The organism is Streptomyces sp. NPDC107471 (assembly GCF_055582845.1).
Genome location: NZ_JBVJPC010000002.1, coordinates 171,381 through 190,388 on the forward strand (window position 1 = coordinate 171,381; position 19,008 = coordinate 190,388).

General features: G+C 72.2%; 24 protein-coding genes. 9 read left to right on the plus strand and 15 right to left on the minus strand.

Annotation, left to right across the window (positions count from 1 at the left end; translation table 11 throughout):
• Positions 1-36: 36 nt before the first annotated feature.
• The gene (locus tag ACZ66S_RS05635) at positions 37-795 is read right to left on the minus strand and encodes a class I SAM-dependent methyltransferase (RefSeq protein ID WP_469899895.1); all 759 of its coding nucleotides are present in this window, start codon (positions 793-795) and stop codon (positions 37-39) included.
• 98 nt (positions 796-893) lie between these two features.
• Here ACZ66S_RS05635 and ACZ66S_RS05640 point away from each other — a divergent pair, with 98 nt between their 5' ends.
• On the plus strand, positions 894-1,523 hold the full coding sequence (locus ACZ66S_RS05640; RefSeq protein ID WP_469899896.1) for a CGNR zinc finger domain-containing protein: 630 nt from the start codon (positions 894-896) through the stop codon (positions 1,521-1,523).
• Here the strand turns inward: ACZ66S_RS05640 and sodX are convergent.
• Positions 1,427-1,864, minus strand: coding sequence for a nickel-type superoxide dismutase maturation protease (gene sodX / locus ACZ66S_RS05645; protein ID WP_469900857.1), 438 nt, complete (start codon positions 1,862-1,864; stop codon positions 1,427-1,429). The two genes, ACZ66S_RS05640 and sodX, sit on opposite strands and share 97 nt — an antisense overlap.
• A gap of 145 nt (positions 1,865-2,009) precedes the next feature.
• On the opposite strand from sodX, the gene sodN reads away from it, so the two are divergent.
• The gene (gene sodN / locus ACZ66S_RS05650; RefSeq protein WP_020136639.1) at positions 2,010-2,405 is read left to right on the plus strand and encodes a superoxide dismutase, Ni; all 396 of its coding nucleotides are present in this window, start codon (positions 2,010-2,012) and stop codon (positions 2,403-2,405) included.
• Positions 2,406-2,497: 92 nt separating this feature from the next.
• On the opposite strand, the gene ACZ66S_RS05655 is transcribed toward sodN, so the two are convergent.
• The 5 genes from ACZ66S_RS05655 to ACZ66S_RS05675 form a co-directional block, all read right to left on the minus strand.
• A complete protein-coding gene (locus ACZ66S_RS05655; protein ID WP_469899897.1) occupies positions 2,498-3,301 on the minus strand; it encodes a phosphatidate cytidylyltransferase in 804 nt (267 codons plus the stop codon).
• On the minus strand, positions 3,298-5,070 hold the full coding sequence (locus ACZ66S_RS05660; RefSeq protein ID WP_469899898.1) for an aminotransferase class I/II-fold pyridoxal phosphate-dependent enzyme: 1,773 nt from the start codon (positions 5,068-5,070) through the stop codon (positions 3,298-3,300). Before ACZ66S_RS05660 ends, ACZ66S_RS05655 begins: the two co-directional genes overlap by 4 nt.
• Before the next feature lie 152 nt (positions 5,071-5,222).
• Positions 5,223-6,095 carry a polyphosphate kinase 2 gene (ppk2, locus tag ACZ66S_RS05665; RefSeq protein ID WP_469899899.1) on the minus strand — a complete coding sequence of 291 codons (873 nt, stop codon included), beginning with the start codon at positions 6,093-6,095 and terminating at the stop codon, positions 5,223-5,225.
• Positions 6,096-6,123: 28 nt separating this feature from the next.
• Positions 6,124-6,360 (minus strand): hypothetical protein, encoded by a 237-nt coding sequence (locus tag ACZ66S_RS05670; RefSeq protein ID WP_469899900.1) that lies wholly within the window; start codon positions 6,358-6,360, stop codon positions 6,124-6,126.
• A gap of 17 nt (positions 6,361-6,377) precedes the next feature.
• Positions 6,378-7,532, minus strand: coding sequence for an inorganic phosphate transporter (locus ACZ66S_RS05675; protein WP_469899902.1), 1,155 nt, complete (start codon positions 7,530-7,532; stop codon positions 6,378-6,380).
• A 103-nt stretch (positions 7,533-7,635) separates the two neighbouring features.
• On the opposite strand from ACZ66S_RS05675, the gene ACZ66S_RS05680 reads away from it, so the two are divergent.
• From ACZ66S_RS05680 to ACZ66S_RS05690, 3 genes are read left to right on the plus strand one after another with little or no spacing between them, the layout of a single operon-like run.
• A complete protein-coding gene (locus ACZ66S_RS05680) occupies positions 7,636-8,031 on the plus strand; it encodes a helix-turn-helix transcriptional regulator (RefSeq protein ID WP_387722747.1) in 396 nt (131 codons plus the stop codon).
• 9 nt (positions 8,032-8,040) lie between these two features.
• Positions 8,041-8,454 (plus strand): VOC family protein, encoded by a 414-nt coding sequence (locus ACZ66S_RS05685; protein WP_469899903.1) that lies wholly within the window; start codon positions 8,041-8,043, stop codon positions 8,452-8,454.
• Between the two features lie 53 nt (positions 8,455-8,507).
• Positions 8,508-9,248 (plus strand): VOC family protein, encoded by a 741-nt coding sequence (locus ACZ66S_RS05690; RefSeq protein ID WP_469899904.1) that lies wholly within the window; start codon positions 8,508-8,510, stop codon positions 9,246-9,248.
• Here the strand turns inward: ACZ66S_RS05690 and ACZ66S_RS05695 are convergent.
• The 4 genes from ACZ66S_RS05695 to ACZ66S_RS05710 form a co-directional block, all read right to left on the minus strand.
• Positions 9,238-9,471, minus strand: coding sequence for a hypothetical protein (locus ACZ66S_RS05695; RefSeq protein WP_469899905.1), 234 nt, complete (start codon positions 9,469-9,471; stop codon positions 9,238-9,240). The genes ACZ66S_RS05690 and ACZ66S_RS05695 overlap by 11 nt on opposite strands.
• Entirely contained in the window at positions 9,468-9,791 is a 324-nt protein-coding gene (locus ACZ66S_RS05700; RefSeq protein WP_469899906.1) for a DUF952 domain-containing protein, read from the minus strand. The genes ACZ66S_RS05695 and ACZ66S_RS05700 overlap by 4 nt, the downstream gene beginning before the upstream one ends.
• A gap of 70 nt (positions 9,792-9,861) precedes the next feature.
• Complete coding sequence (locus ACZ66S_RS05705) at positions 9,862-10,059, minus strand: hypothetical protein (RefSeq protein ID WP_469899907.1); 198 nt, start codon at positions 10,057-10,059, stop codon at positions 9,862-9,864.
• Between the two features lie 38 nt (positions 10,060-10,097).
• Positions 10,098-10,682, minus strand: a complete 585-nt coding sequence (locus ACZ66S_RS05710; RefSeq protein WP_469899909.1) for a dihydrofolate reductase family protein — start codon at positions 10,680-10,682, stop codon at positions 10,098-10,100.
• Positions 10,683-10,799: 117 nt separating this feature from the next.
• On the opposite strand from ACZ66S_RS05710, the gene ACZ66S_RS05715 reads away from it, so the two are divergent.
• Positions 10,800-11,390 (plus strand): TetR/AcrR family transcriptional regulator, encoded by a 591-nt coding sequence (locus tag ACZ66S_RS05715; RefSeq protein WP_469899911.1) that lies wholly within the window; start codon positions 10,800-10,802, stop codon positions 11,388-11,390.
• Between the two features lie 112 nt (positions 11,391-11,502).
• Here the strand turns inward: ACZ66S_RS05715 and ACZ66S_RS05720 are convergent, their stop codons facing one another.
• The 3 genes from ACZ66S_RS05720 to ACZ66S_RS05730 all read right to left on the minus strand — a co-directional run bounded on the left by ACZ66S_RS05720 (position 11,503) and on the right by ACZ66S_RS05730 (position 15,019).
• Entirely contained in the window at positions 11,503-12,108 is a 606-nt protein-coding gene (locus tag ACZ66S_RS05720; RefSeq protein WP_469899913.1) for a GNAT family N-acetyltransferase, read from the minus strand.
• 167 nt (positions 12,109-12,275) lie between these two features.
• Positions 12,276-13,445: a family 2 encapsulin nanocompartment cargo protein polyprenyl transferase gene (locus ACZ66S_RS05725; protein ID WP_469899915.1), complete on the minus strand. Its 1,170-nt coding sequence runs from the start codon at positions 13,443-13,445 to the stop codon at positions 12,276-12,278.
• Positions 13,446-13,612: 167 nt separating this feature from the next.
• Positions 13,613-15,019 carry a family 2B encapsulin nanocompartment shell protein gene (locus tag ACZ66S_RS05730; RefSeq protein ID WP_469899916.1) on the minus strand — a complete coding sequence of 469 codons (1,407 nt, stop codon included), beginning with the start codon at positions 15,017-15,019 and terminating at the stop codon, positions 13,613-13,615.
• Between the two features lie 313 nt (positions 15,020-15,332).
• Here ACZ66S_RS05730 and ACZ66S_RS05735 point away from each other — a divergent pair, with 313 nt between their 5' ends.
• Complete coding sequence (locus ACZ66S_RS05735) at positions 15,333-15,923, plus strand: N-acetylmuramoyl-L-alanine amidase (protein WP_469899917.1); 591 nt, start codon at positions 15,333-15,335, stop codon at positions 15,921-15,923.
• Positions 15,924-15,945: 22 nt separating this feature from the next.
• Positions 15,946-16,839 carry a 1-aminocyclopropane-1-carboxylate deaminase/D-cysteine desulfhydrase gene (locus ACZ66S_RS05740; RefSeq protein WP_469899919.1) on the plus strand — a complete coding sequence of 298 codons (894 nt, stop codon included), beginning with the start codon at positions 15,946-15,948 and terminating at the stop codon, positions 16,837-16,839.
• 26 nt (positions 16,840-16,865) lie between these two features.
• Here ACZ66S_RS05740 and ACZ66S_RS05745 read toward each other — a convergent pair whose 3' ends face one another.
• Positions 16,866-18,464, minus strand: coding sequence for a Na+/H+ antiporter (locus tag ACZ66S_RS05745; RefSeq protein ID WP_469899920.1), 1,599 nt, complete (start codon positions 18,462-18,464; stop codon positions 16,866-16,868).
• Positions 18,465-18,549: 85 nt separating this feature from the next.
• On the opposite strand from ACZ66S_RS05745, the gene ACZ66S_RS05750 reads away from it, so the two are divergent.
• Positions 18,550-18,810: a UBP-type zinc finger domain-containing protein gene (locus ACZ66S_RS05750; protein WP_469899922.1), complete on the plus strand. Its 261-nt coding sequence runs from the start codon at positions 18,550-18,552 to the stop codon at positions 18,808-18,810.
• Positions 18,811-19,008 lie beyond the last annotated feature (198 nt).

The following is a 19,008-nucleotide window of genomic DNA, read 5'->3' on the forward strand; positions in this document are numbered from 1 at the left end:
GGTACGGGATTCCCGTACCGCCCCTTTCGCACGCGCCTACTTGAGCGCGAGCAGCAGGGTGTCCGAGGGCGAGCACCACACCGGCCGGGCCTCCCCGAAGCCCTTCTCGCGCAGCACACGGGCATGCCACGCGGCGGAGGGCGTGTCCCCGTCGGCGTGCTCGCCGTAGATCTCGAAGCGGCGCGCCGTCGGACCGGCGAGGACCGGGTCCTCGGCGGCGACCTGCCACCACGCGGCCCAGTCGAGGGCGCCGTCGCGCTTGGCGCGGTCCATGTGCGCGTGCCGCAGCGCGCGTTCGGCCGCGTTGATCCGGGGCGTGGTCTCGTCGATCATGTGGTCGGCGTTCATGAAGACACCGCCGTCGCGGACGAGTTCCGCGATCCGGCCGTAGAGATCCGCGAGGGGTTCGCTGTGCAGCCAGTGCAGGGCCGTGGCGGTCAGCACGGCGTCGTAGGAGTCGTACGGCAGGCGCGTGGGCCAGTCCGGGTCCTTGAGGTCGGCCGTCACGAGGGTGACCCGCTCGTCGTCCGCGAACGTGCCGCCGGCGATGGTGAGGAGCGCCGGGTCGAGGTCGACGCCGGTGCTGGTGGCCTCGGGGAACCGGGCGAGCAGCCGGGCCGTGATGCTTCCCGTGCCGCACGCGAGGTCGAGCACGCGCGGCCGGGGCCCGACGAGGGCCTCGACCATGTCCAGCATGACCCGGAACCGCTCCTCGCGGTCCGGCATGTACCACTCCTGCTGGCGGTCCCAGCTCTCCTGCCAGGCCTGCCAGTCGGTTCCGACACCGGTCGTCATGGAGCCCCCTGTCCGCTCACTGTCGTAATACTCTGGAAGCACGATCAGCTCTTACCCGACCGCACCACGACGATAGAACGCCTCCGTAAGGACTACAAGTGGAACTGGCCTATTACTCGGACTACGCCGTACGTCTGGTCAACAGCGAGGACCCGGCCCGGGGCAAGGACACCCTGACCTCGGTGGAGGCGGTCCGCGACCTGTTCGGCGGCAACGGCACGGGCGCCCGGCGCGCCACCGAGGCCGACGTCACCCGGTTCCGTTCGGTGCGGGCCCGGCTGCGGTCGGTCTTCGAGGCGGCGGACCGGGGCGAGGAGACGCTCGCGGTGGACCTGCTGAACTCGCTCCTGCTGGAGTTCCCCGTCAGCCCGCAGATCTCCGGGCACGACTTCCGCGACGACGACGGCCGCCCGCTGTGGCACATGCACCTGGCGGACCACCCGTCCAACGCCACCGCCGGCTACGCGGCGATCGCGGCCATGGGACTGGCGTTCCACCTCACCGAGTACGGCGTGGACCGGCTGGGCCTGTGCGAGGCCGCGCCCTGCCGCAACGCCTACCTCGACACCTCGACGAACCGCTCCCGCCGCTACTGCTCCGACCGGTGCGCCACCCGCGCCAACGTGGCCGCCTACCGGGCCCGCAAACGCCTGGAGGCCGACCGGTCCGGGAAGACGGGCCGCACGGCGGACAGCGCCCAGCGCACGGCGGCCAGCGGGGAGCGCTGAGCGGTCCTGAGCGGCCGGTACCGCAGCCGGGCCTTCCCCAGCACGAGCTCCTCCGGTACGACGCCGTAGTCCGTGCTGTCGCCGCCCGCGAACGCGTTGTCCCCGAGCACCCACCAGCCGCCCTCGCGGCGCTCCGCGGCCCGCTTGACGACGAGCAGGTCCTGCTGGAACGGATGCCGCAGGACCACGATGTCGCCGGGGACGACCCGCGCCCCCCAGTGCACGACGAGCCGGTCCCCGTGCTGGAGCGTGGGCACCATCGACGGCCCGGTCACCTCGGCCACCCCCACGAAGGGCAGCAACGACCTCTCCCGCTCGGTCTCCTGCGACAGCTCCGGCATCCCCGGCACCTCCCCGGTACGTTCGTCCACCAGTCTCAGTCTGACCCCGGACTTTTGTCCTAAGCCCATGGGGGCACCCGCGATTTCGCCTCTCGCAGGGAGTAATGTCGCACCTGAGAAGACGATCACGAGGAAGGAATGCTCCATGCTTTCCCGCCTGTTTGCCCCCAAGGTCAAGGTCAGCGCACACTGCGACCTGCCCTGCGGTGTGTACGACCCGGCCCAGGCCCGCATCGAGGCGGAGTCGGTGAAGGCCGTGCAGGAGAAGATGGCCGCCAACGACGACCCGCACTTCCAGGCGCGTGCCACGGTCATCAAGGAGCAGCGCGCCGAGCTCGCGAAGCACCACGTTTCCGTGCTCTGGAGCGACTACTTCAAGCCCCCGCACTTCGAGAAGTACCCGGAGCTGCACCAGCTCGTCAACGACACCCTCAAGGCCCTCTCGGCCGCCAAGGCGTCGACCGACCCGGCCACGGGTCAGAAGGCCCTGGACTACATCGCCCAGATCGACAAGATCTTCTGGGAGACCAAGAAGGCCTGAGGCGACCTGCCCGCGGGAAGGGGCTCGGCCGGCTGCACGCCGGCCCGGGCCCCTTTCTCGTTCCGCGGCCCCCGTGGGCGTGCCCCGGTTCGTCAGCTCAGCACCAGCAGCACGGCCAGGGCGACGAGCAGGGAGTCGATCCGGTCCAGCAGGCCACCGGAGCCGGGCAGCCAGTGACCGGCGTCCTTGACCCGCGCACCGCGCTTGACCATGGACTCCAGCAGGTCTCCGGCCGGCCCGCCGACCGCCACGGCGACCGCCATGGGCAGGCTCGCCGCGGACAGCACCGCGAGCACACCGAGCCCGGCCGCCGCCCCGGCCAGCGTCCCGCTCCACCGCTTGGCCGGCGACAGCGGCGACAACCGCGGGCCGCCCAGCCGCCGCCCGGCGAAGTAGGCGGTGATGTCGGCGACCGAGACCGCCACGAACAGCGCCAGTCCGTCCGCCCCGAGCGGCACCAAGGCGGCCGGCACGCTCAGCCAGGCCAGCCCCAGCAGCCCGGCGCCGAGCCGGCGCAGACCGTGGTCGGCGTCGCCGTCCAGCAGCGGCACCGCGGCCACCGCCAGCGCCCCGGCACCCAGGGCCCGGAGCACCTCCCCGGGCGCCAGCCAGGCGGTCAGCACCACACCCGTCACCGACGCGGCCAGCACCGCGCGGTCCAGCCGGCCGAGCATCAGCAGCCCGCCGAACTCCAGCACCGCGATCACCCCGACCAGCACGGCCACGGCCGCGGCACCCGGCTCGCCCCACCAGAACGCCAGGGTGACCAGCGGCACCCCGACCGCCCAGGCGCACCAGCGGACCATCAGCTCGCGTCGACCGGACGCGGCCACCGCGACACCGCCCAGGGCCAGCGCCCCACCGAGGTACGGCGCCAGCGAGCCCACGCTCGTCACCGGGCGGTGCCCGCGGCGCCCAGGGGCTGCGCCACGAGCGCGGCGGGCGCCGGCCGCAGCACCTCCAGGGCGGTCCGGCAGGCCGCCACGATGCGGGCGTTCTCGGCGGTGTCCCGGACCGCGACGCGCACGGTGCGCCCCTCGTACTGCGGCGACAGCGGCGACAGGTCGCGCAGGTACACGCCGTGGCGGCGGCACTCGTCGACGAGTTGTGCGGCACTCGGTCCGCCCTTGGGCAGAACGAGGGAGAGGAAGTTGGCCACGGACTCCTCGACGGTCGCCTCGGGCGCCGCCTCGGCCAGGTCCGCGGCCAGTCCGCGGCGCAGGGCGTGGGTGGCGAGCCAGCGGTCCCGGTAGTACCCGGGGTCGCGCAGCGCCGCCACGGCGGCCATCTGGGCCGGCAGGCCGACCGTCCAGGGCGGGGTCCAGCGGCGCAGCTCGGCCGCGGCGGACGGTTCGGCGACGGCGTAAGCGGCCCGCATGCCGGACAGCGCGTACATCTTCGACAGCGAGGTGCAGACGGTCACCCGGGGGTCGGTCGCGGCGAGGCCGGCGAGGGACTCGTCCAGGCCGACATAACCCAGGTACGCCTCGTCGATCCACCAGTGGGTGCGGTCCGGGGCGGCCTGGACGATCTCGCGCAGCCCGGCGGCGGGTGCGTGCCGTCCCGTGGGGTTGTTCGGGTTGACCACCACCACGAGGTCGTAGCGGCCGGAGCCGACGGCGGCCGCCAGCCGCTGCGGGTCGATCCGCCAGCCGTCCTCGCGGCGCAGCGGGAACCGGTCCACCCGGCAGCCGATGACCCGCTCCGTGACATGGGCGTACTCGCCGTAGCAGGGGTCGGTCAGCAGCACCCGGCTGCGCGGGGTCAGCCGGCGGCCGAACGCCCGAAAGATCAGGTCGGAGGAGCCGGCGCCCACCGCCAGCGTGTCCGGGGGCAGGTCCCGGGCGGCGGCGATCTGCGCCGACAGTCCCTCGGCGCCGGAGGGCGGCGAGGTGCGGGCGGCCCAGGCCGGGTCGTCCGCGAGGGTCGCCCGCACCCCGGGGGCGGGCGGGAACCAGGCGTCCAGCACGTCGGCCATGACGATGTCCCGCCGCCGGTGCAGGGTGCGGAAGTCGGTGCCGAGGGCGGTGAACGAGGCACCGCCGTGCTCGCAGCCGTCCGGCCGGGGCGCGAAGGGCATGTCCAGCCGCCAGTCGACGACGGACCGCAGCCGCTCCAGGGCGCTGCCGTAGCGCTCGCGCGCCCGCCGGGTCAGTTCGGGCACCTCGCCGGTCAGCACCTCGAACGTCACCGCGCCGCTGCGGACGGTCCGGCCGGCCGGGCGCAGGCCGACGGCCCGGTACATGCCGAGCACCTCGGTACGCCCCATCGCCACCACCCTGCGCCCGCCGCGGGAGGCGATCCAGCGCAGCGCCGCGTACATCAGCAGGGGCGCCGCCGAGGTGGTGCGCCGGCGCGGCTCGACGGTGAGGACGCGCACCTCGAACACGTCGTGGCCGTCCAGCACCGGCAGTTCGTCGCGGGTCAGGTACTTGTCCAGGCCGAACCGCCCCAGCCAGGGCGGGGTCAGGCTGACGAAGCCGATCCGGGTCGTGCCGCGCGCCGCGACCAGGTAGACGTTGTCACCGTCGAGTCCGTCGCGCAGCCGCCCGGCCGGATCCGGCGGGTGCTGACCCAACTCGCGGGCGTACACCCGGTGACGCAGTTCGTAAATCCAGTCGAGATCCTCCGGAGTGGCGGTACGCAGCTCCAGGTCACGAGCCATGGGGCAACCTCTTTCGACGCGGGTGGGTTGCATCATCGAGAACCCGCGCCGCCCCCACCAGGGCCGAGCACCGCCACCGGACTGAGTACGGGTACTCAGGCGCACCCGCGCCCCGTGTGCATCGGCACCCGGCCCGCCCCCGCCGGCGGCCCCTAGGCCTCGCCCGCCTCCAGCAGCCCCGCCGCCTCGCCCACGATCCGCGGATCGGGCGTGCCGACGACCTCCTCGTCCTTGTCGGCGTAGTCGAAGCGGGCCAGCACCGTGCGCATGGCCTCGACGCGGGCCCGCTTCTTGTCGTTGCTCTTGACCACCGTCCAGGGCGCGAACCGGGTGTCCGTCTCCCGGAACATGGCGACCTTGGCGGCGGTGTAGTCGTCCCAGCGCTCCAGGGAGGCCAGGTCCATGGGGCTCAGCTTCCACTGCCGTACGGGGTCGATCTGACGGATCGTGAAGCGGGTGCGCTGCTCGCCCTGGGAGACCGAGAACCAGAACTTCAGCAGGTCCACGCCGTCGTCCACGAGCATCCGCTCGAACAGCGGGGCCTGGCGCATGAAGCGCCGGTACTCGTCGTCCGTGCAGAAGTCCATGACCCGCTCCACCCCGGCCCGGTTGTACCAGGACCGGTCGAACAGCACGATCTCGCCCGCGGTCGGCAGGTGTTCGACGTACCGCTGGAAGTACCACTGCCCGCGCTCGCGCTCGTTCGGCTTCTCCAGCGCGACCACGCGGGCGCCGCGGGGGTTCAGGTGCTCCGTGAAGCGCTTGATGGTGCCGCCCTTGCCGGCCGCGTCCCGCCCCTCGAAGACGATGACGAGCCGGCGCCCGGTCTCCTTGATCCAGCTCTGGAGCTTCAGCAGCTCGATCTGCTGGAGCCGTTTGTGCCAGTCGTACTCCTTGCGCTCCATGCGGTGCGCGTAGGGGTAGTTCTCCCGCCAGGTGTCGATCGGGCTGCCGTCCGGGCGGATGAGGACGGGGTCGTCGGGGTCGGTGTAGTCGACCTTCAGGTCGGTCAGCAGGGGGGTCACCTCGCTGCTCCCCTCTCCTCTCGGTGGTTCAGTGGAACTGCGGCACGATCAGGTAGATGCCGTACGCCACCACCGCCGCGCAGGCGAGGAAGCACAGGCCGGACTGGGCGACGCCGAGTGGGGAGGTTCCACCACCGCCATCCTCCCTCGCCGCCTCGGTACGGGCGAGACCGAGTACCCCGAGGGCGAAGACCACGACCACCGCGATGGTGACGCCGACGCTCACCGCGCTGACCTGGCCGAGTGCGGTCCAGTCGATGCTCATCACAGAACTCCCGGGGTTCAGGCGGCCGTGCCGACACGGGCCGGCGGGTCGGTGCGGAGGGTGACCTCGTGGGCGTCGTTGACGTTGTGCGCGCTCACCGGGTTGCGGCGGGAGACGAGCACGATGCCCGCGGCGACGGCGGCACCGGCCAGGGCGACGACGACCGTGCCGGCGTTGCCGCCGTGCTTCACGGCGCTCGCGGAGACGCCGCCGACCAGCGCGGCCGCCGGGAGGGTGATCAGCCAGGCCGCGACCATGCGCCCGGCGATGCCCCAGCGGACCTCCGCCAGCCTGCGGCCCAGGCCCGCGCCGAGGATGCCGCCCGAGGCGACCTGCGTGGTCGACAGGGCGAAACCGAGGTGGGCGGAGGTCAGGATGACCGTGGTGGACGCGGTCTCGGCGGCGAAGCCCTGCGGGGACTGGATCTCGGTGAGGCCCTTGCCCATGGTGCGGATGATCCGCCAGCCGCCGAGGTAGGTGCCGAGGCCGATCGCGAGACCCGCGGCGGCGACGACCCACACCGGTGGCCCGGCGTCGTGGCCGAGCGCGCCCGCCGAGATGAGGGTCAGCGTGATGACGCCCATGGTCTTCTGGGCGTCGTTGGTGCCGTGCGCCAGGGAGACGAGGGACGCCGAGGCGATCTGGCCGAGCCGGAACCCCTTGGTCACCGAGTCCTTGCGGGCGCGGGCGGTGAGCCGGTAGGCGAGGTAGGTGGCGATCAGCGCCGCCACGCCCGCCACCACCGGGGAGGCCACCGCGGGGATCAGGATCTTCTCGACGACCTTGTCGAAGTGCACCCCGTGCGAGCCCGCACCCACCCACACGGCGCCGATGAGTCCGCCGAACAGGGCGTGCGAGGAGCTCGACGGGAGGCCGACCAGCCAGGTCAGCAGGTTCCACAGGATCGCCCCGACCAGCCCCGCGAAGATCATTGCGGGCGAGACCAGGCTGTCGTCCACGATGCCGCCGGAGATCGTCCTGGCGACCTCGGTGGACAGGAAGGCGCCCACGACGTTCAGGACGCCGCTCACCAGCACCGCGGTCCTGGGTTTCAGCGCGCCGGTCGCGATGGAGGTCGCCATCGCGTTGGCCGTGTCGTGGAATCCGTTGGTGAAGTCGAAGGCCAGAGCCGTGACGATGACGACCGCCACGAGGAACGTGATGTGGTCCATGCCTCCCATGGGAGCAAGGGCTTCCGTACGGCAGGAGAACGCGAGGCAAAGCCCGTTCCAGGTACACGCACCGAGCCGGTGAGCATCGTGCGATGCTGGCGTGATGGTGAGCATCGAGGACCTGGTGCGGCTGAGGCAGGCGCGCGACCGGATGGACCGCGAGTACACCGAGCCGCTCGACGTGCCCGCGCTCGCCCGCACCGCGCTGATGTCACCGGGCCACTTCCAGCGCAGCTTCCGCGCGGAGTTCGGCGAGACGCCGTACGGCTATCTCATGACCCGGCGCATCGAGCGGGCGAAGGCGCTGCTGCGGCGCGGCGACCTGTCCGTCACCGAGGTCTGCATGGCGGTGGGGTGCACCTCCCTGGGCTCCTTCAGCTCGCGGTTCACCGAGCTGGTGGGCGAGACGCCGAGCGCGTACCGGGCCCGCTCCCACGAGGAGATCGCCGGGATCCCGCCGTGCGTCGTGCGCAGGCACACCCGGCCCCGGCGGGCCTAACGTGGGGCCATGGACATCAAGCTCAAGAACTGCTTCATCGCGGTGGACGACCACGACAAGGCGATCGCGTTCTACCGGGACGTCCTGGGCATGGAGGTGCGCGGCGACGTCGGGTACGAGGGGATGCGCTGGGTGACGGTCGGCTCGCCGCTCCAGCCGGACGTGGACATCGTCCTGGAGCCGCCCGCCGCCGACCCGGACGCGTCCCCGGCGGACAAGGAGGCGATGGCCCGGCTGCTGGCGAAGGGGCTGCTGCGGGCCGTCAACTTCACCACCACCGACTGCGACACGTTGTTCGCGCGCGTGCGGGAGTCGGGCGCCGAGGTGGTCCAGGAGCCGACGGACATGCCGTACGGCGTGCGGGACTGCGCGTTCCGGGACCCGGCGGGCAACCTGCTGCGGTTCATGGAGACACCGAAGTGACGGAGCCGCCGAAGTGATGGAGGCGCGGAAGCGGTGAAGCCTACGATCACCGCATGACTACCCGCTGGACTTACGCCTTCGTCGATCGGCCCGTCCCCCGCTTCGCGCAGGCCTGTGACTTCTGGACCGGCGTCACCGGGGCCCACCTGTCCGAATTCCGGGGTGAGCGGCGGGAGTTCGTGACGCTGGTGCCTTCCGGCGGGGCCGACGCCTGCGTCAAGGCGCAGGCCGTCGCCTCCGGGCCGGGCGGGGCCCATCTCGACTTCTGCGTCGACGACGTACGCAGGTTCGCGAAGGCGGCGCAGGGGCTGGGCGCCCATGTGGTCGCCGACCAGGGCACGTTGGTGGTGCTGCGCTCCCCCGCCGGCCAGTTGTTCTGCACCGATCCCTGGCGCGGGCAGTCGACCCGCTCGCCCGTCGTCCGCGGCAGCCGCCTCGACCAGGTCTGCCTGGACGTCCCGCCCTCCCTGTACGAGGCCGAAGTCGCCTTCTGGGCCGCCCTGTTGCCCGACTGGGAGTCGCGGCCCGGCTCGCTCCCCGAGTTCCACGTCCTCAAGCCGCCCGCCGGCCTCCCGGTCCGCATCCTCCTCCAGCGCCTCGACGAGGAACGCCCCGCCTCCGCCCATCTGGACCTGGCCTGCGCGGACGTGGCGGCGACACGGGCCGAACACGAGCGGCTGGGCGCCGAGTTCGTCACCGAGGGCGGGAACTGGACGGTGATGAGGGACCCGGCGGGCGGCCTGTACTGCCTGACGGGGCGGGACCCGGAGACGGGCGGGGTGCCTAGCGGGTGATCCTGACGAAGCAGAGGGTCCGGCCCTCCTCGTCGGGGGTGGCGTCGGCGCACGCGGACTTCCACCCCTCCGGCAGGGAGGGCGTCGGACTGCTCTTCTCCGAACCGTACGGCCCCGGCGGCTCCGCCGGGTCCTGGAGCCAGAGCGTGAGTCCGCCCGCGACGACCACGACAGCCGCCCAGACCGCCACGGCCCACAGCCACGGCCGACGGCGGCCGCTCACCCCCACGGCTCCACGTCGACGACCGCGGCCACCGGGAGCGGCCCGTAGATGTGCGGGAACTCCTCGGCGCCGGGTGCGGGGGCCTCGTACTTCAGCGGTACGTCCAGCCGCGCGGGGTCGATGACGAGGAGCACCAGATCCGGCACACCGGCGAAGAAGCGCGCGGCCGTGTCCGGCAGTTGCTCGCGCGTCGAGCAGTGGATGAACCCCTCCTCCCGGAGGGTGCGGCCGCGGGTCGAGATCTCGTACGTGCCCCGGGCGCGGGCCTCCTCCCAGAGCGAGCGTTCGGTCAGGTGCACGATGTGGCTGGGTGTGGACATGCCGTCACGGTACGGCCTCAGCCGTGCCGCCCGCTCCCGCACACAGCGCTGCTCGGGTCGGCCCCGGAGGTCAGGAACTCTTCTCGGCCGGGGTGCCGCCGTGGTCCTCCTCGGGCTCGGCGGCCCTGTCGGGGTACGCCTCACATTCGGGGTTGCGGCACGGGCCGTCCGTCCACACGGGGACCCACGCACCCAGCGTCTTGTGACGCCGTACGACTGTCTCGACCGGCTGTCCGCAAACGGGACAGACGTGTTCGTCGCTGCCCATGTCCTCAGGGTAGGACGAAGAAGCCGCGCGCGCTTGCCTCAGCCTTCCCTGCCGTACGTCCGCACCAGTACGCCGTTGCCGAAGACGCGCACCTCGTCGAGCGTGAACCCGGTGACGGAGAACCCGGAGGCGAACATCGGCATCCCGGTGCCGAGGGCGACGGGGTACGTCTTGACGACGAGTTCGTCGATCTCGTCGTGGAGTTCGCCCGCGAGCCGGGAGCCGCCGCACAGGTAGATGCCGAACTCGCCGTCCTCGGCCTTCAGTTCGCGCACCTTGCCGACCAGGTCGTCGCGGATGATCTCGACGTTCGGGTCGGGCGACTCGGTGAGGGTGCGGGAGGCGACGTACTCGCGCAGGTGGTCGTACGGGCTGGTGATGCCCTCCTTCAGGGCCACCTCGTAGCTGCCGCGGCCCTGGACGACCGTGTCGAACCTGCGGTGCGCCAGGTGGTGGATGCCGAGCGCCCTGCGGCCCTGGGCCGCGAGGGTCTCCGGGAACTCGGCCTTGAGGTAGGCGAGGAACTCCTCGTCGACGAACCGGTACATGAACGACGCGTCGCCGCTCTCGTCGCCGATGAAGCCGTCGATCGTGCAGGCGACGAAGTACGTGAGCTTTCGCAAGCGGGTCTCTTCTCGTAGGCTGCGCTCCGATGTGAACTACTTCAGTTGTAGTACTTCAGATGTAGTGGTTGCAAGGGCGTTTCTGAAGCCCGGGGCAACTGGGAGAGGGGATTCCGCATGGCCAGCAATCCGGAGCGCCGGGCCGCGCTCGTGGACGCGGGGGTCGAGGTTCTCGCCCGCGAGGGGGCGCGCGGGCTGACGTTCCGCGCGGTCGACACGGAGGCGGGGGTCCCGGTGGGGACGGCCTCGAACTACTTCGCCGACCGCGACGACCTGCTGCGGCAGATCGACACCCGTCTCCACATCCGGCTCGCCCCGGACCCGGCCAAGCTCGCCGACCTGCTGACCCGGCCGAAGGACCGGTCCCTGGTCGCCGCGTTCATGCACGACCTCATGGCCCGCGCGACCCACGACCGCACGGGCTATCTGGCCCTGCTGGAAATGCGCCTGGAGGCCACCCGCCGCCCCGCACTCCGCGCCTCCTTCACCAGGTCGGTCCGCGCGGACCTGGAGGAGGGCATCCGCTTCCACCACGAGACGGGCCTCCCGGGCGGCGCCGAGACGGTCACCGTGCTCTACCTGGCCATGCTGGGCCTGCTCCTGGACCACCTGACCCTGCCCGAAGCCCTGGAGGGGGTACTGCCGGGGGTGGGCGTCCCGGAGGGCCTGGTGGAACGGATCGTGGCGACGGTGGTCCCGGAGGGCTAGGCCGGGGGGCGACCCCCTGAGCGAGGGGGCTCGGTCGAGTGGACGGCGATCGCGGCCCATGACCACGCGGCGGAACCCCGGCCGTCGCCGGCGCGAGGCATCCCCGCCCGCCCTACCGCGAGGCGCCCGGCTCGCGCCACATCGGCCACATCTGCGGGCCGTCCGGCAGATCGAGCGGTCGGTTCACGAGCTCGAAGCCGAGCCGTTCGTACAGTCCGCGGCTGCGGGCGCTGCTCGCCTCCAGGTACGCGGGCAGCCCCTCCCGGTCGCAGCGCTCCAGGACCGATCCGATGAGCGCGGTGCCGAGACCCTCCCCCTGCCGTTCGGGAGCCACGCCGATCATCCACAGGTACTCGTGGGCCCGCCCCGCCGGATGCACCTCGGCCGTGAGGCGACCGATCAGCTCGATGCGCTCGTTGCCCGGATCGAGAGCCTCCCGCAGCGCGGCGAACCCGTCCTCCTCGTCCTGCACGTCACCCCCGTCCGCCGGCACGGGCAGCCACAAGGCGCACGCGGTCCCCTCCTCCGTGACGTCCACCCACCCCTCGGCCATCACGATGTCCACGAACGCGGCCATCAACCGGGGATGCGTCGTACGGCGGTGCTCCTCCCCCGGAAAGATCCACCCGCTGACCGGATCGTCCTGGAAAGCCGAGTCCAGCAGCCCTGCCACCAGCTCCCGATCGCTGTCGCCGGCCGTCCGTACCGCCACGCCCATGCCCCACCCCTTCCACTCAACCACCCTTGGACACAAGGGTGGTTGAGACTATCCGGTGGGCATGCGGAAGCGGGCCCCGCACACCGTGGGGATGTGCGGGACCCGCCGGCCGGAGCCCCCGGCACCGCGTGGGGTCAGGACCGCACGGTGCCGGGCGCTCCGGGGTCTCAGGCGCTGCGCCGCGTCACGAACTCCGCCAGGGAGAGCAGCCCGTCCGCCGCCTCGGGCTCGGGCACCGCACGGGCGAGCTGCCCCACGGCCAGAGCCATCCGGTCGGCCGCCTGCACCTGCGCCCAGTCGCGGCCGCCGGCCTCCTCGACGGCGTGGGCCGTCCGCGCCAGGTCCTCCTCGGCGTACGGGGCCGCGTACAGCGCGGCCAGTTCCGCCGCCGCGGCGGTGCCGGAGGTGAGCGCGGCGACCACCGGCAGGGACTTCTTGCGGGCCGCGAGGTCCGCGCCGGCCGGTTTGCCGGTGCGGCTCGGGTCGCCCCATATGCCGATCACGTCGTCGATGAGCTGGAAGGCGAGCCCCGCCTCCCGGCCGAACGCGTCCATCGCGCCGACGTCCGCGGCGGACGCGCCCGCGTACAACGCGCCGAGCGCGCAGGCGCACCCGAGCAGCGCCCCCGTCTTGGCCTCGGCCATCACGAGCACCCGGTCGAGGGTGACCTCGCCGGGAGCGAGCCCCTGCATGGCGGTGTCCTCGTGCTGGCCCTCGCACAGCTCGACGACACAGGCCGCGAGCCGGGCGGCGGCCGCTCGCGCCGCGGGGTGCGGGTCCTCGGCCAGCAGCCGGAGCGCCAGCGCCTGGAGGGCGTCCCCGGCCAGGATCGCGTCGGCGTCGCCGAACACGGTCCATGCGGTCGGGCGGTGCCGGCGGGTGGCGTCGCGGTCCATCACGTCGTCGTGCAGCAGCGTGAAGTTGTGGACCAACTCCACCGCCACGGCCGCCCGGACGGCCGCCGCACGCGCCCGGTCCCCGCCGAGGGCGGCGGCCGCGGTGAGGACGAGCGCGGGCCGGATCGCCTTGCCCGCGTTGCCCGCGGCCGGGGTGCCGTCGGCCTCCTCCCAGCCGAAGTGGTAGAGCGCGACCCGGCGCAGCGAGCGCGGCAACGACTCCAGCGCGGCCCGCAGCTCGGGGTCGACGGCCGCCCGGACCCGCTCCAGGATCACCGCGGCCTCGTGCCCGTCGGGCGGGCGCGACTCGGGTCCGCCGAACGAGGCCCCCTCCCCCGCCGCGGCCCTCTTCCCCGTCCCCCCGGTGGTCGGTAGCCCCGCTTCCGTTCCTTCCGTCGCCGGTGCCGCCAGTGCCTGTGTGCCCGTCGTGAACTCGGCCATGGAACCCCCCTCGGTCAGTCCGCGGACGGTGGCGCCCTCCCGCTGGGCGGGCGCGCTCCTCCGGGGTGTCTCCACTCCGAAGGCCGACCGGGGTGCCTCCACCCCGGTGTCCGACCGGGGTGTACCCGCCCCGGCGGGCGGGGACACGGCTTCCCGGTGCAGGAACGTCACCTCCACCGGCCGATCTCGACGTTCTCCAGGACTCCGAGCGCGTCCGGGACCAGGACGGCCGCCGAGTAGTAGGCCGTCACCAGGTACTTGATGATCGACTGTTCGTTGATGCCCATGAACCGCACCGACAGGCTCGGCTCGATCTCGTCCGGGATACCGGCCTGCTGAAGGCCGATGACACCCTGGTCGGCCTCACCGGTACGCATGGCGATGATCGAGGTGGTGCGCTCCGGGGTGACCGGGATCTTGTTGCACGGGTAGATCGGCACTCCGCGCCAGGTGGGGATGCGGTTGCCGCCCACGTCGATGGTCTCGGGGACCAGTCCCCGCTTGTTCAGCTCACGGCCGATCGCGGAGATCGCCCGCGGGTGGGCGAGCAGCAGCTTGGTGCCCCGGCGGCGGCTGAGCAGTTCGTCGAGGTCGTCGGGGCTGGGCACGCCGTCGTGCGGCTGGAGCCGCTGGTCGTACTCGCAGTTGTTCAGCAGGCCGAACTCACGGTTGTTGACGAGTTCGTGCTCCTGGCGCTCCTTGAGGGCCTCGACGGTCAGCCGGATCTGCTGTTCCGTCTGGTTCATCGGCTGGTTGTAGAGGTCCGCCACCCGCGTGTGGATGCGCAGCACGGTCTGGGCGATGCTCAGTTCGTACTCGCGGGGCCGGGCGTCGTAGTCGACGAAGGTGTGCGGGATGTCGGGTTCGCCCTCGTGGCCCGCCGCGAGGTCGATCGCCTTCTCGCCGTACTTGTTGGTGCGCTGCGAGGGGATCGCGCGCTGCTCCCGGAGGTGCTCGCGCAGGGCCTCGGCACGCTCCGCCACCTGGTCGACGTCCTGGCGGGGCAGCACGAGGACCGTGCAGGCGGTGGCCGCGCGGGCGGTGTACTCCCAGATGGCGTCCGGGTCGAGGAGCGCCTGGTCGCCGAAGTAGGCACCGTCGGCGAGAACTCCGAGCACCGCGTCGTCGCCGTAGGGGCCGGTGCCGACCTTCTCCACCCTGCCGTGCGCCAGCAGGTACACCTCGTCGGCCTGGGCGCCGAACGAGGCGATCACCGCACCAGGGGCGAACTCCCGCTGCTGGCAGCGCTGGGCGAGCTCGGAGAGCACCTCGTCTTCCTCGTAGGACCTGAGCGCCGGCAGCTCGCGCAGCTCGGCGGGGATCACCTCGACCTGGTCCCCGGTCTTCACGAAGGTCACCCGGCCGTCGCCCACGGCGTAGCTCAGGCGTCGGTTCACCCGGTACGTACCGCCCTGGACGTTCACCCAGGGCAGCATGCGCAGCAGCCAGCGGGAGCTGATCTCCTGCATCTGTGGTGCGGACTTGGTGGTGGTGGCCAGGTTCCGCGCGGCCGCTGTGCCGAGGCTCTGCTGCGGCCGGTCCTGCTCGGTGCGGACCTCTTCGCCTACCGACATAAGGAATTGCCCTCCCGGTACATGCCCGGACGCGATCTCGCCCGGGCATCGATGTGCAGGAGCAAGCCTTCCTCACGGAGCGTGGCGGTGCTATTACCCGAAAGAGGGGGAATGGATCACCACGGGGCTGGGCATATGCGCGTTTCCTATCCGCTGACGGCGGGTCAATTCCAGGTCCGCGAACGGAATTTGGGTGTCCGAATCAGCTCGCACGCTGTGCGAACGAGGAGTCGGAGGCCGCCGCTTTCGGTACAAGCACCTGTGAGGGCCGACCGCGCCCGGTGGCCGGCCCGCGAGTGCGAAGGAGGCAGCCATGGCCTCACCCATGTCCGCGGGCAGATTCCTGGCCGTGCTGCGGGCGGAGGGCGCCACCGTCGTCGAGGTCGGCGACTGGGAGCACCACAACCGCAATCACGTCGGCGCCTGGGGTCCGGTGCACGGCGTGATGATCCACCACACGGTGACCAGGGGCAGCGCGGCGACGGTCGAGCTGTGCCGCAAGGGCTACACCGGCCTGCCGGGCCCGCTGTGCCACGGCGTCATCACCAAGGACGGCACCGTCCACCTCGTCGGCTACGGCCGCGCGAACCACGCGGGGCTCGGCGACGACGACGTCCTGCGCGCGGTGATCGCGGAGACGGCGCTCCCCGCCGACAACGAGGCCAACACCGACGGCAACCGCCACTTCTACGGCTTCGAGTGCGAGAACCTCGGCGACGGCGCGGACCCCTGGCCGGCGGCCCAGCTCACGGCGATCGAGCGGGTCTCCGCCGCGGTGTGCCGCCACCACGGCTGGACGGAACGCTCGGTCATCGGCCACCTGGAGTGGCAGCCGGGCAAGGTGGACCCGCGGGGCTTCACGATGTCCTGGCTGCGGGGCCGGATCCGGCAGCGCCTGCAGTGACCCCGCAGGTCACAATGGGGGCGTGACCGGCCTCGACACCCTGCGCCCCCGCCTGCCCTCGCCCCTGCAGGAAGTGTCGGACCCCCGCTTCGCCCGGCGCGGCCTGCGTCTCCTCCTCAAGCGCGACGACCTGATCCACCCCGAACTCGTCGGCAACAAGTGGCGCAAGCTCGCGCCGAACCTCGCCGCGGCCGCCGGCCGTACGGTCGTCACCTTCGGCGGCGCGTACTCCAACCACCTGCGTGCCACGGCCGCCGCGGGTCGCCTCCTGGGCCTGCCCACGGTCGGCGTCGTCCGCGGCGAGGAACTGGCCGACCGCCCGCTGAACCCCTCCCTGGCCAGGTGCGCGGCCGACGGCATGCGGCTGCACTTCGCCGACCGGTCGACGTACCGCCGCAAGACCGAACCGGACGTCCTCGCGCGCGTGCTGCGCTCGGCGGGCGCCGAGGAGGCGTACGTCGTCCCGGAGGGCGGCAGCAACCCGCTCGCCGTACAGGGGTGCCGCGCGCTCGGCGAGGAGCTGGCGGGGCGGGCCGACGTCGTCGCGATCGCCTGCGGCACCGGCGGCACCCTCGCGGGCCTGGCGGCCGGACTGGCCCCGGACCAGCGCTGTCTGGGCGTCCCGGTCCTCAAGGGCGGCTTCCTCGGCGCCGACACGGAGTCCCTGCAACGCCGTGCCTTCGGCGCGCGACGCGGCGACTGGACGCTCGACGACCGCTTCCACTTCGGCGGCTACGCGCGTACGTCCCCCGCTCTCGACACCTTCGCCGAGGACTTCGAGCACCGCCACGGCGTCCCGGTGGAGCGTCTGTATGTCGCCAAGTTGCTGTACGGGATCGCCGCTCTCGCCGAGGAGGGTGCCTTCCCGCGCGGGACGTCGGTGGCGGCGGTGATCACCGGCCGCCCGTTTCCCTGAGCTCCACCCGGCCTGTCCGTCCGGCCCTACTCGGCCGCCTCCCGATAGGCCGCCGCCTCCTCCAGGTCCAGCCTGCGCAGCAGGATCCGCAGCATCTCGTCGTCGATGTAGCGCAGGTCCCGCAGCTTCACGAACACCGAGCGCTCGGCGCCGATCATCTCCCTCGACAGCCGGCGGTAGGTGTCGTCAACGGTCTCGCCGGTGAGCGGGTTGGACTGGCCGAGGCGTTCCCAGACGGCGTTGCGGCGGCGGTCCAGGACCATACGCAGGCGGTCGGCGAGGGGCGGCGGAAGTGCGTTGCGCTCGTCGGAGAGGAGTTCGTCCAGGCGCCGTTCGGCGGCCCGCGAAGCCTGCGCCTGGGCGTTGGCCTCGGCGAGGGTCTCGGCCTGCTGGTCGCGTCCGGGGAGCTTGAGCAGGCGGATCAGCGGGGGCAGGGTGACGCCCTGCACGACGAGCGTGCCGATCACCGTCGTGAAGGTGAGGAACAGGATCAGGTTGCGGCCCTCGAAGGGCTCGCCGTCGTGCAGGCGCTCCGGGATCGAGAAGGCGATCGCCAGCGAGACCACGCCCCGCATCCCGGCCCAGGCGATGACGAACGGCGCCTTCCACGTGGGGTCGTCCTCACGCGCGCGGATCCGCGCGGACAGGATGCGCGGCAGGAAGGTCGCGGGGTAGACCCACACGAATCTCGACATGACGACCACGAGGAAGACGGCGACCGCGTACCAGGCGGCGCGGCCGCCCTCGTACTCCCCGAGGCCCTTCAGCACGACGGGCAGTTGCAGTCCGATGAGGGCGAACACCGACGACTCCAGGACGAAGGCGACCATCTTCCAGACGGCGTCCTCCTGGAGCCGGGTCGCGAAGTCGACCTCCCACGCGCGGTGTCCGAGGAAGAGGGCCACCACGACGACCGCGAGCACTCCGGAGGCGTGGAACTGCTCGGCCGCGGCGTAGGCGACGAACGGGATCAGCAGGGAGAGCGTGTTCTGGAGCAGCGGTTCCTTCAGGTGCGTGCGCAGCCAGTGGATCGGGACCATCAGCACCAGGCCGACCGCGACGCCGCCGACCGCCGCGAGCAGGAACTCGCCGATGCCGCCGGCCCAGGTGGCGCCCTCGCCGATCGCGGCCGCGAGCGCGACCCGGTAGGCGGTGATCGCGGTCGCGTCGTTCACCAGGGACTCGCCCTGGAGGATGGTGGTGATCCGCGAGGGCAGTCCCACGCGGCGTGCCACCGCCGTCGCCGCGACCGCGTCCGGCGGCGCCACCACCGCGCCCAGCACGAGCGCCCCGGTCAGCGAGAGCCCCGGCACGATCTGGTACGCCGCCCAGCCGACGACGAAGGTCGCGAAGAGCACGTATCCCACCGACAGCAGGGCCACGGGCCGCATCTGCGCCCTGAGGTCGAGATAGGAGCTGTCGGTGGCCGCGGAGTGCAGCAGCGGCGGCAGGATGAGGGGCAGGACCACGTCCGGATCGAGCGTGTACCCGGGGACCCCGGGCACGTACGAGACCAGCAGTCCGGCCGCGACCAGCAGCAGCGGCGCCGGTACGGGGGTCCGCCGGGCGGCCGCGGCGACCGCCGCGCTGCCCGCCACCAGCAACAGCAGTGGCATCACGTCCATGACTCTCGCCCGCCCTCGTTCATCGTCGTGCGCCCGCCCTCTTTTTCCGCGCGGCCGCCCGCGCGGCCGTCGTAACCTGGCAATCATGAAACAGTGCACGCACGCCGACGCGCTGCCGCACCCGGAGCCCGAGCCGCTCAGCGAGACGTGCCCGGAGTGCCTGAGGGACGGTACCCACCCGGTTCAACTGCGCCTGTGCCTGTCCTGCGGTCATGTCGGCTGCTGCGACTCCTCGCCGGGACAACACGCGACGAAGCACCACAAGGACTCCGACCACCCCGTCATGCGGACCCACGAACCGGGCGAGAACTGGCGTTGGTGCTTCGCGGACCACGTCCTTGTGTGACCCTGGACGCCCGGGTTCCAGGACGGTTCGACCGTCTGACGTCTGGGTACGTCAACCCGGCGCGCGTTCTTCCCAATTGGAGCCGCAAACCCCTAGACACGGAGCGTGTCCACAGTTTTACTGTGAGTAACGGCAGGGGTTGGGGTCCCGGGGACAGGAAAGTAGAGAGCGCGGTAGCGTCACCGCTGAACCACACGT

Excerpts from the sequence above, each read along its gene's own strand:
- ACZ66S_RS05685 (WP_469899903.1), top strand. The coding sequence starts at position 8,041 with ATGGACATCAAGCTCAAGAACTGCTTCATCGCGGTGGACGACCACGAC.
- ACZ66S_RS05670 (WP_469899900.1), bottom strand. The coding sequence starts at position 6,360 with ATGAGCATCGACTGGACCGCACTCGGCCAGGTCAGCGCGGTGAGCGTC.
- ACZ66S_RS05715 (WP_469899911.1), top strand. The coding sequence starts at position 10,800 with ATGGCCAGCAATCCGGAGCGCCGGGCCGCGCTCGTGGACGCGGGGGTC.
- ACZ66S_RS05680 (WP_387722747.1), top strand. The coding sequence starts at position 7,636 with ATGGTGAGCATCGAGGACCTGGTGCGGCTGAGGCAGGCGCGCGACCGG.
- ACZ66S_RS05720 (WP_469899913.1), bottom strand. The coding sequence starts at position 12,108 with ATGGGCGTGGCGGTACGGACGGCCGGCGACAGCGATCGGGAGCTGGTG.
- ACZ66S_RS05705 (WP_469899907.1), bottom strand. The coding sequence starts at position 10,059 with ATGGGCAGCGACGAACACGTCTGTCCCGTTTGCGGACAGCCGGTCGAG.
- ACZ66S_RS05725 (WP_469899915.1), bottom strand. The coding sequence starts at position 13,445 with ATGGCCGAGTTCACGACGGGCACACAGGCACTGGCGGCACCGGCGACG.
- ACZ66S_RS05735 (WP_469899917.1), top strand. The coding sequence starts at position 15,333 with ATGGCCTCACCCATGTCCGCGGGCAGATTCCTGGCCGTGCTGCGGGCG.
- ACZ66S_RS05745 (WP_469899920.1), bottom strand. The coding sequence starts at position 18,464 with ATGGACGTGATGCCACTGCTGTTGCTGGTGGCGGGCAGCGCGGCGGTC.
- ACZ66S_RS05700 (WP_469899906.1), bottom strand. The coding sequence starts at position 9,791 with ATGTCCACACCCAGCCACATCGTGCACCTGACCGAACGCTCGCTCTGG.
- ACZ66S_RS05690 (WP_469899904.1), top strand. The coding sequence starts at position 8,508 with ATGACTACCCGCTGGACTTACGCCTTCGTCGATCGGCCCGTCCCCCGC.
- ACZ66S_RS05730 (WP_469899916.1), bottom strand. The coding sequence starts at position 15,019 with ATGTCGGTAGGCGAAGAGGTCCGCACCGAGCAGGACCGGCCGCAGCAG.
- ACZ66S_RS05635 (WP_469899895.1), bottom strand. The coding sequence starts at position 795 with ATGACGACCGGTGTCGGAACCGACTGGCAGGCCTGGCAGGAGAGCTGG.
- ACZ66S_RS05675 (WP_469899902.1), bottom strand. The coding sequence starts at position 7,532 with ATGGACCACATCACGTTCCTCGTGGCGGTCGTCATCGTCACGGCTCTG.
- ACZ66S_RS05660 (WP_469899898.1), bottom strand. The coding sequence starts at position 5,070 with ATGGCTCGTGACCTGGAGCTGCGTACCGCCACTCCGGAGGATCTCGAC.
- sodX (WP_469900857.1), bottom strand. The coding sequence starts at position 1,864 with ATGCCGGAGCTGTCGCAGGAGACCGAGCGGGAGAGGTCGTTGCTGCCC.
- ACZ66S_RS05750 (WP_469899922.1), top strand. The coding sequence starts at position 18,550 with ATGAAACAGTGCACGCACGCCGACGCGCTGCCGCACCCGGAGCCCGAG.
- sodN (WP_020136639.1), top strand. The coding sequence starts at position 2,010 with ATGCTTTCCCGCCTGTTTGCCCCCAAGGTCAAGGTCAGCGCACACTGC.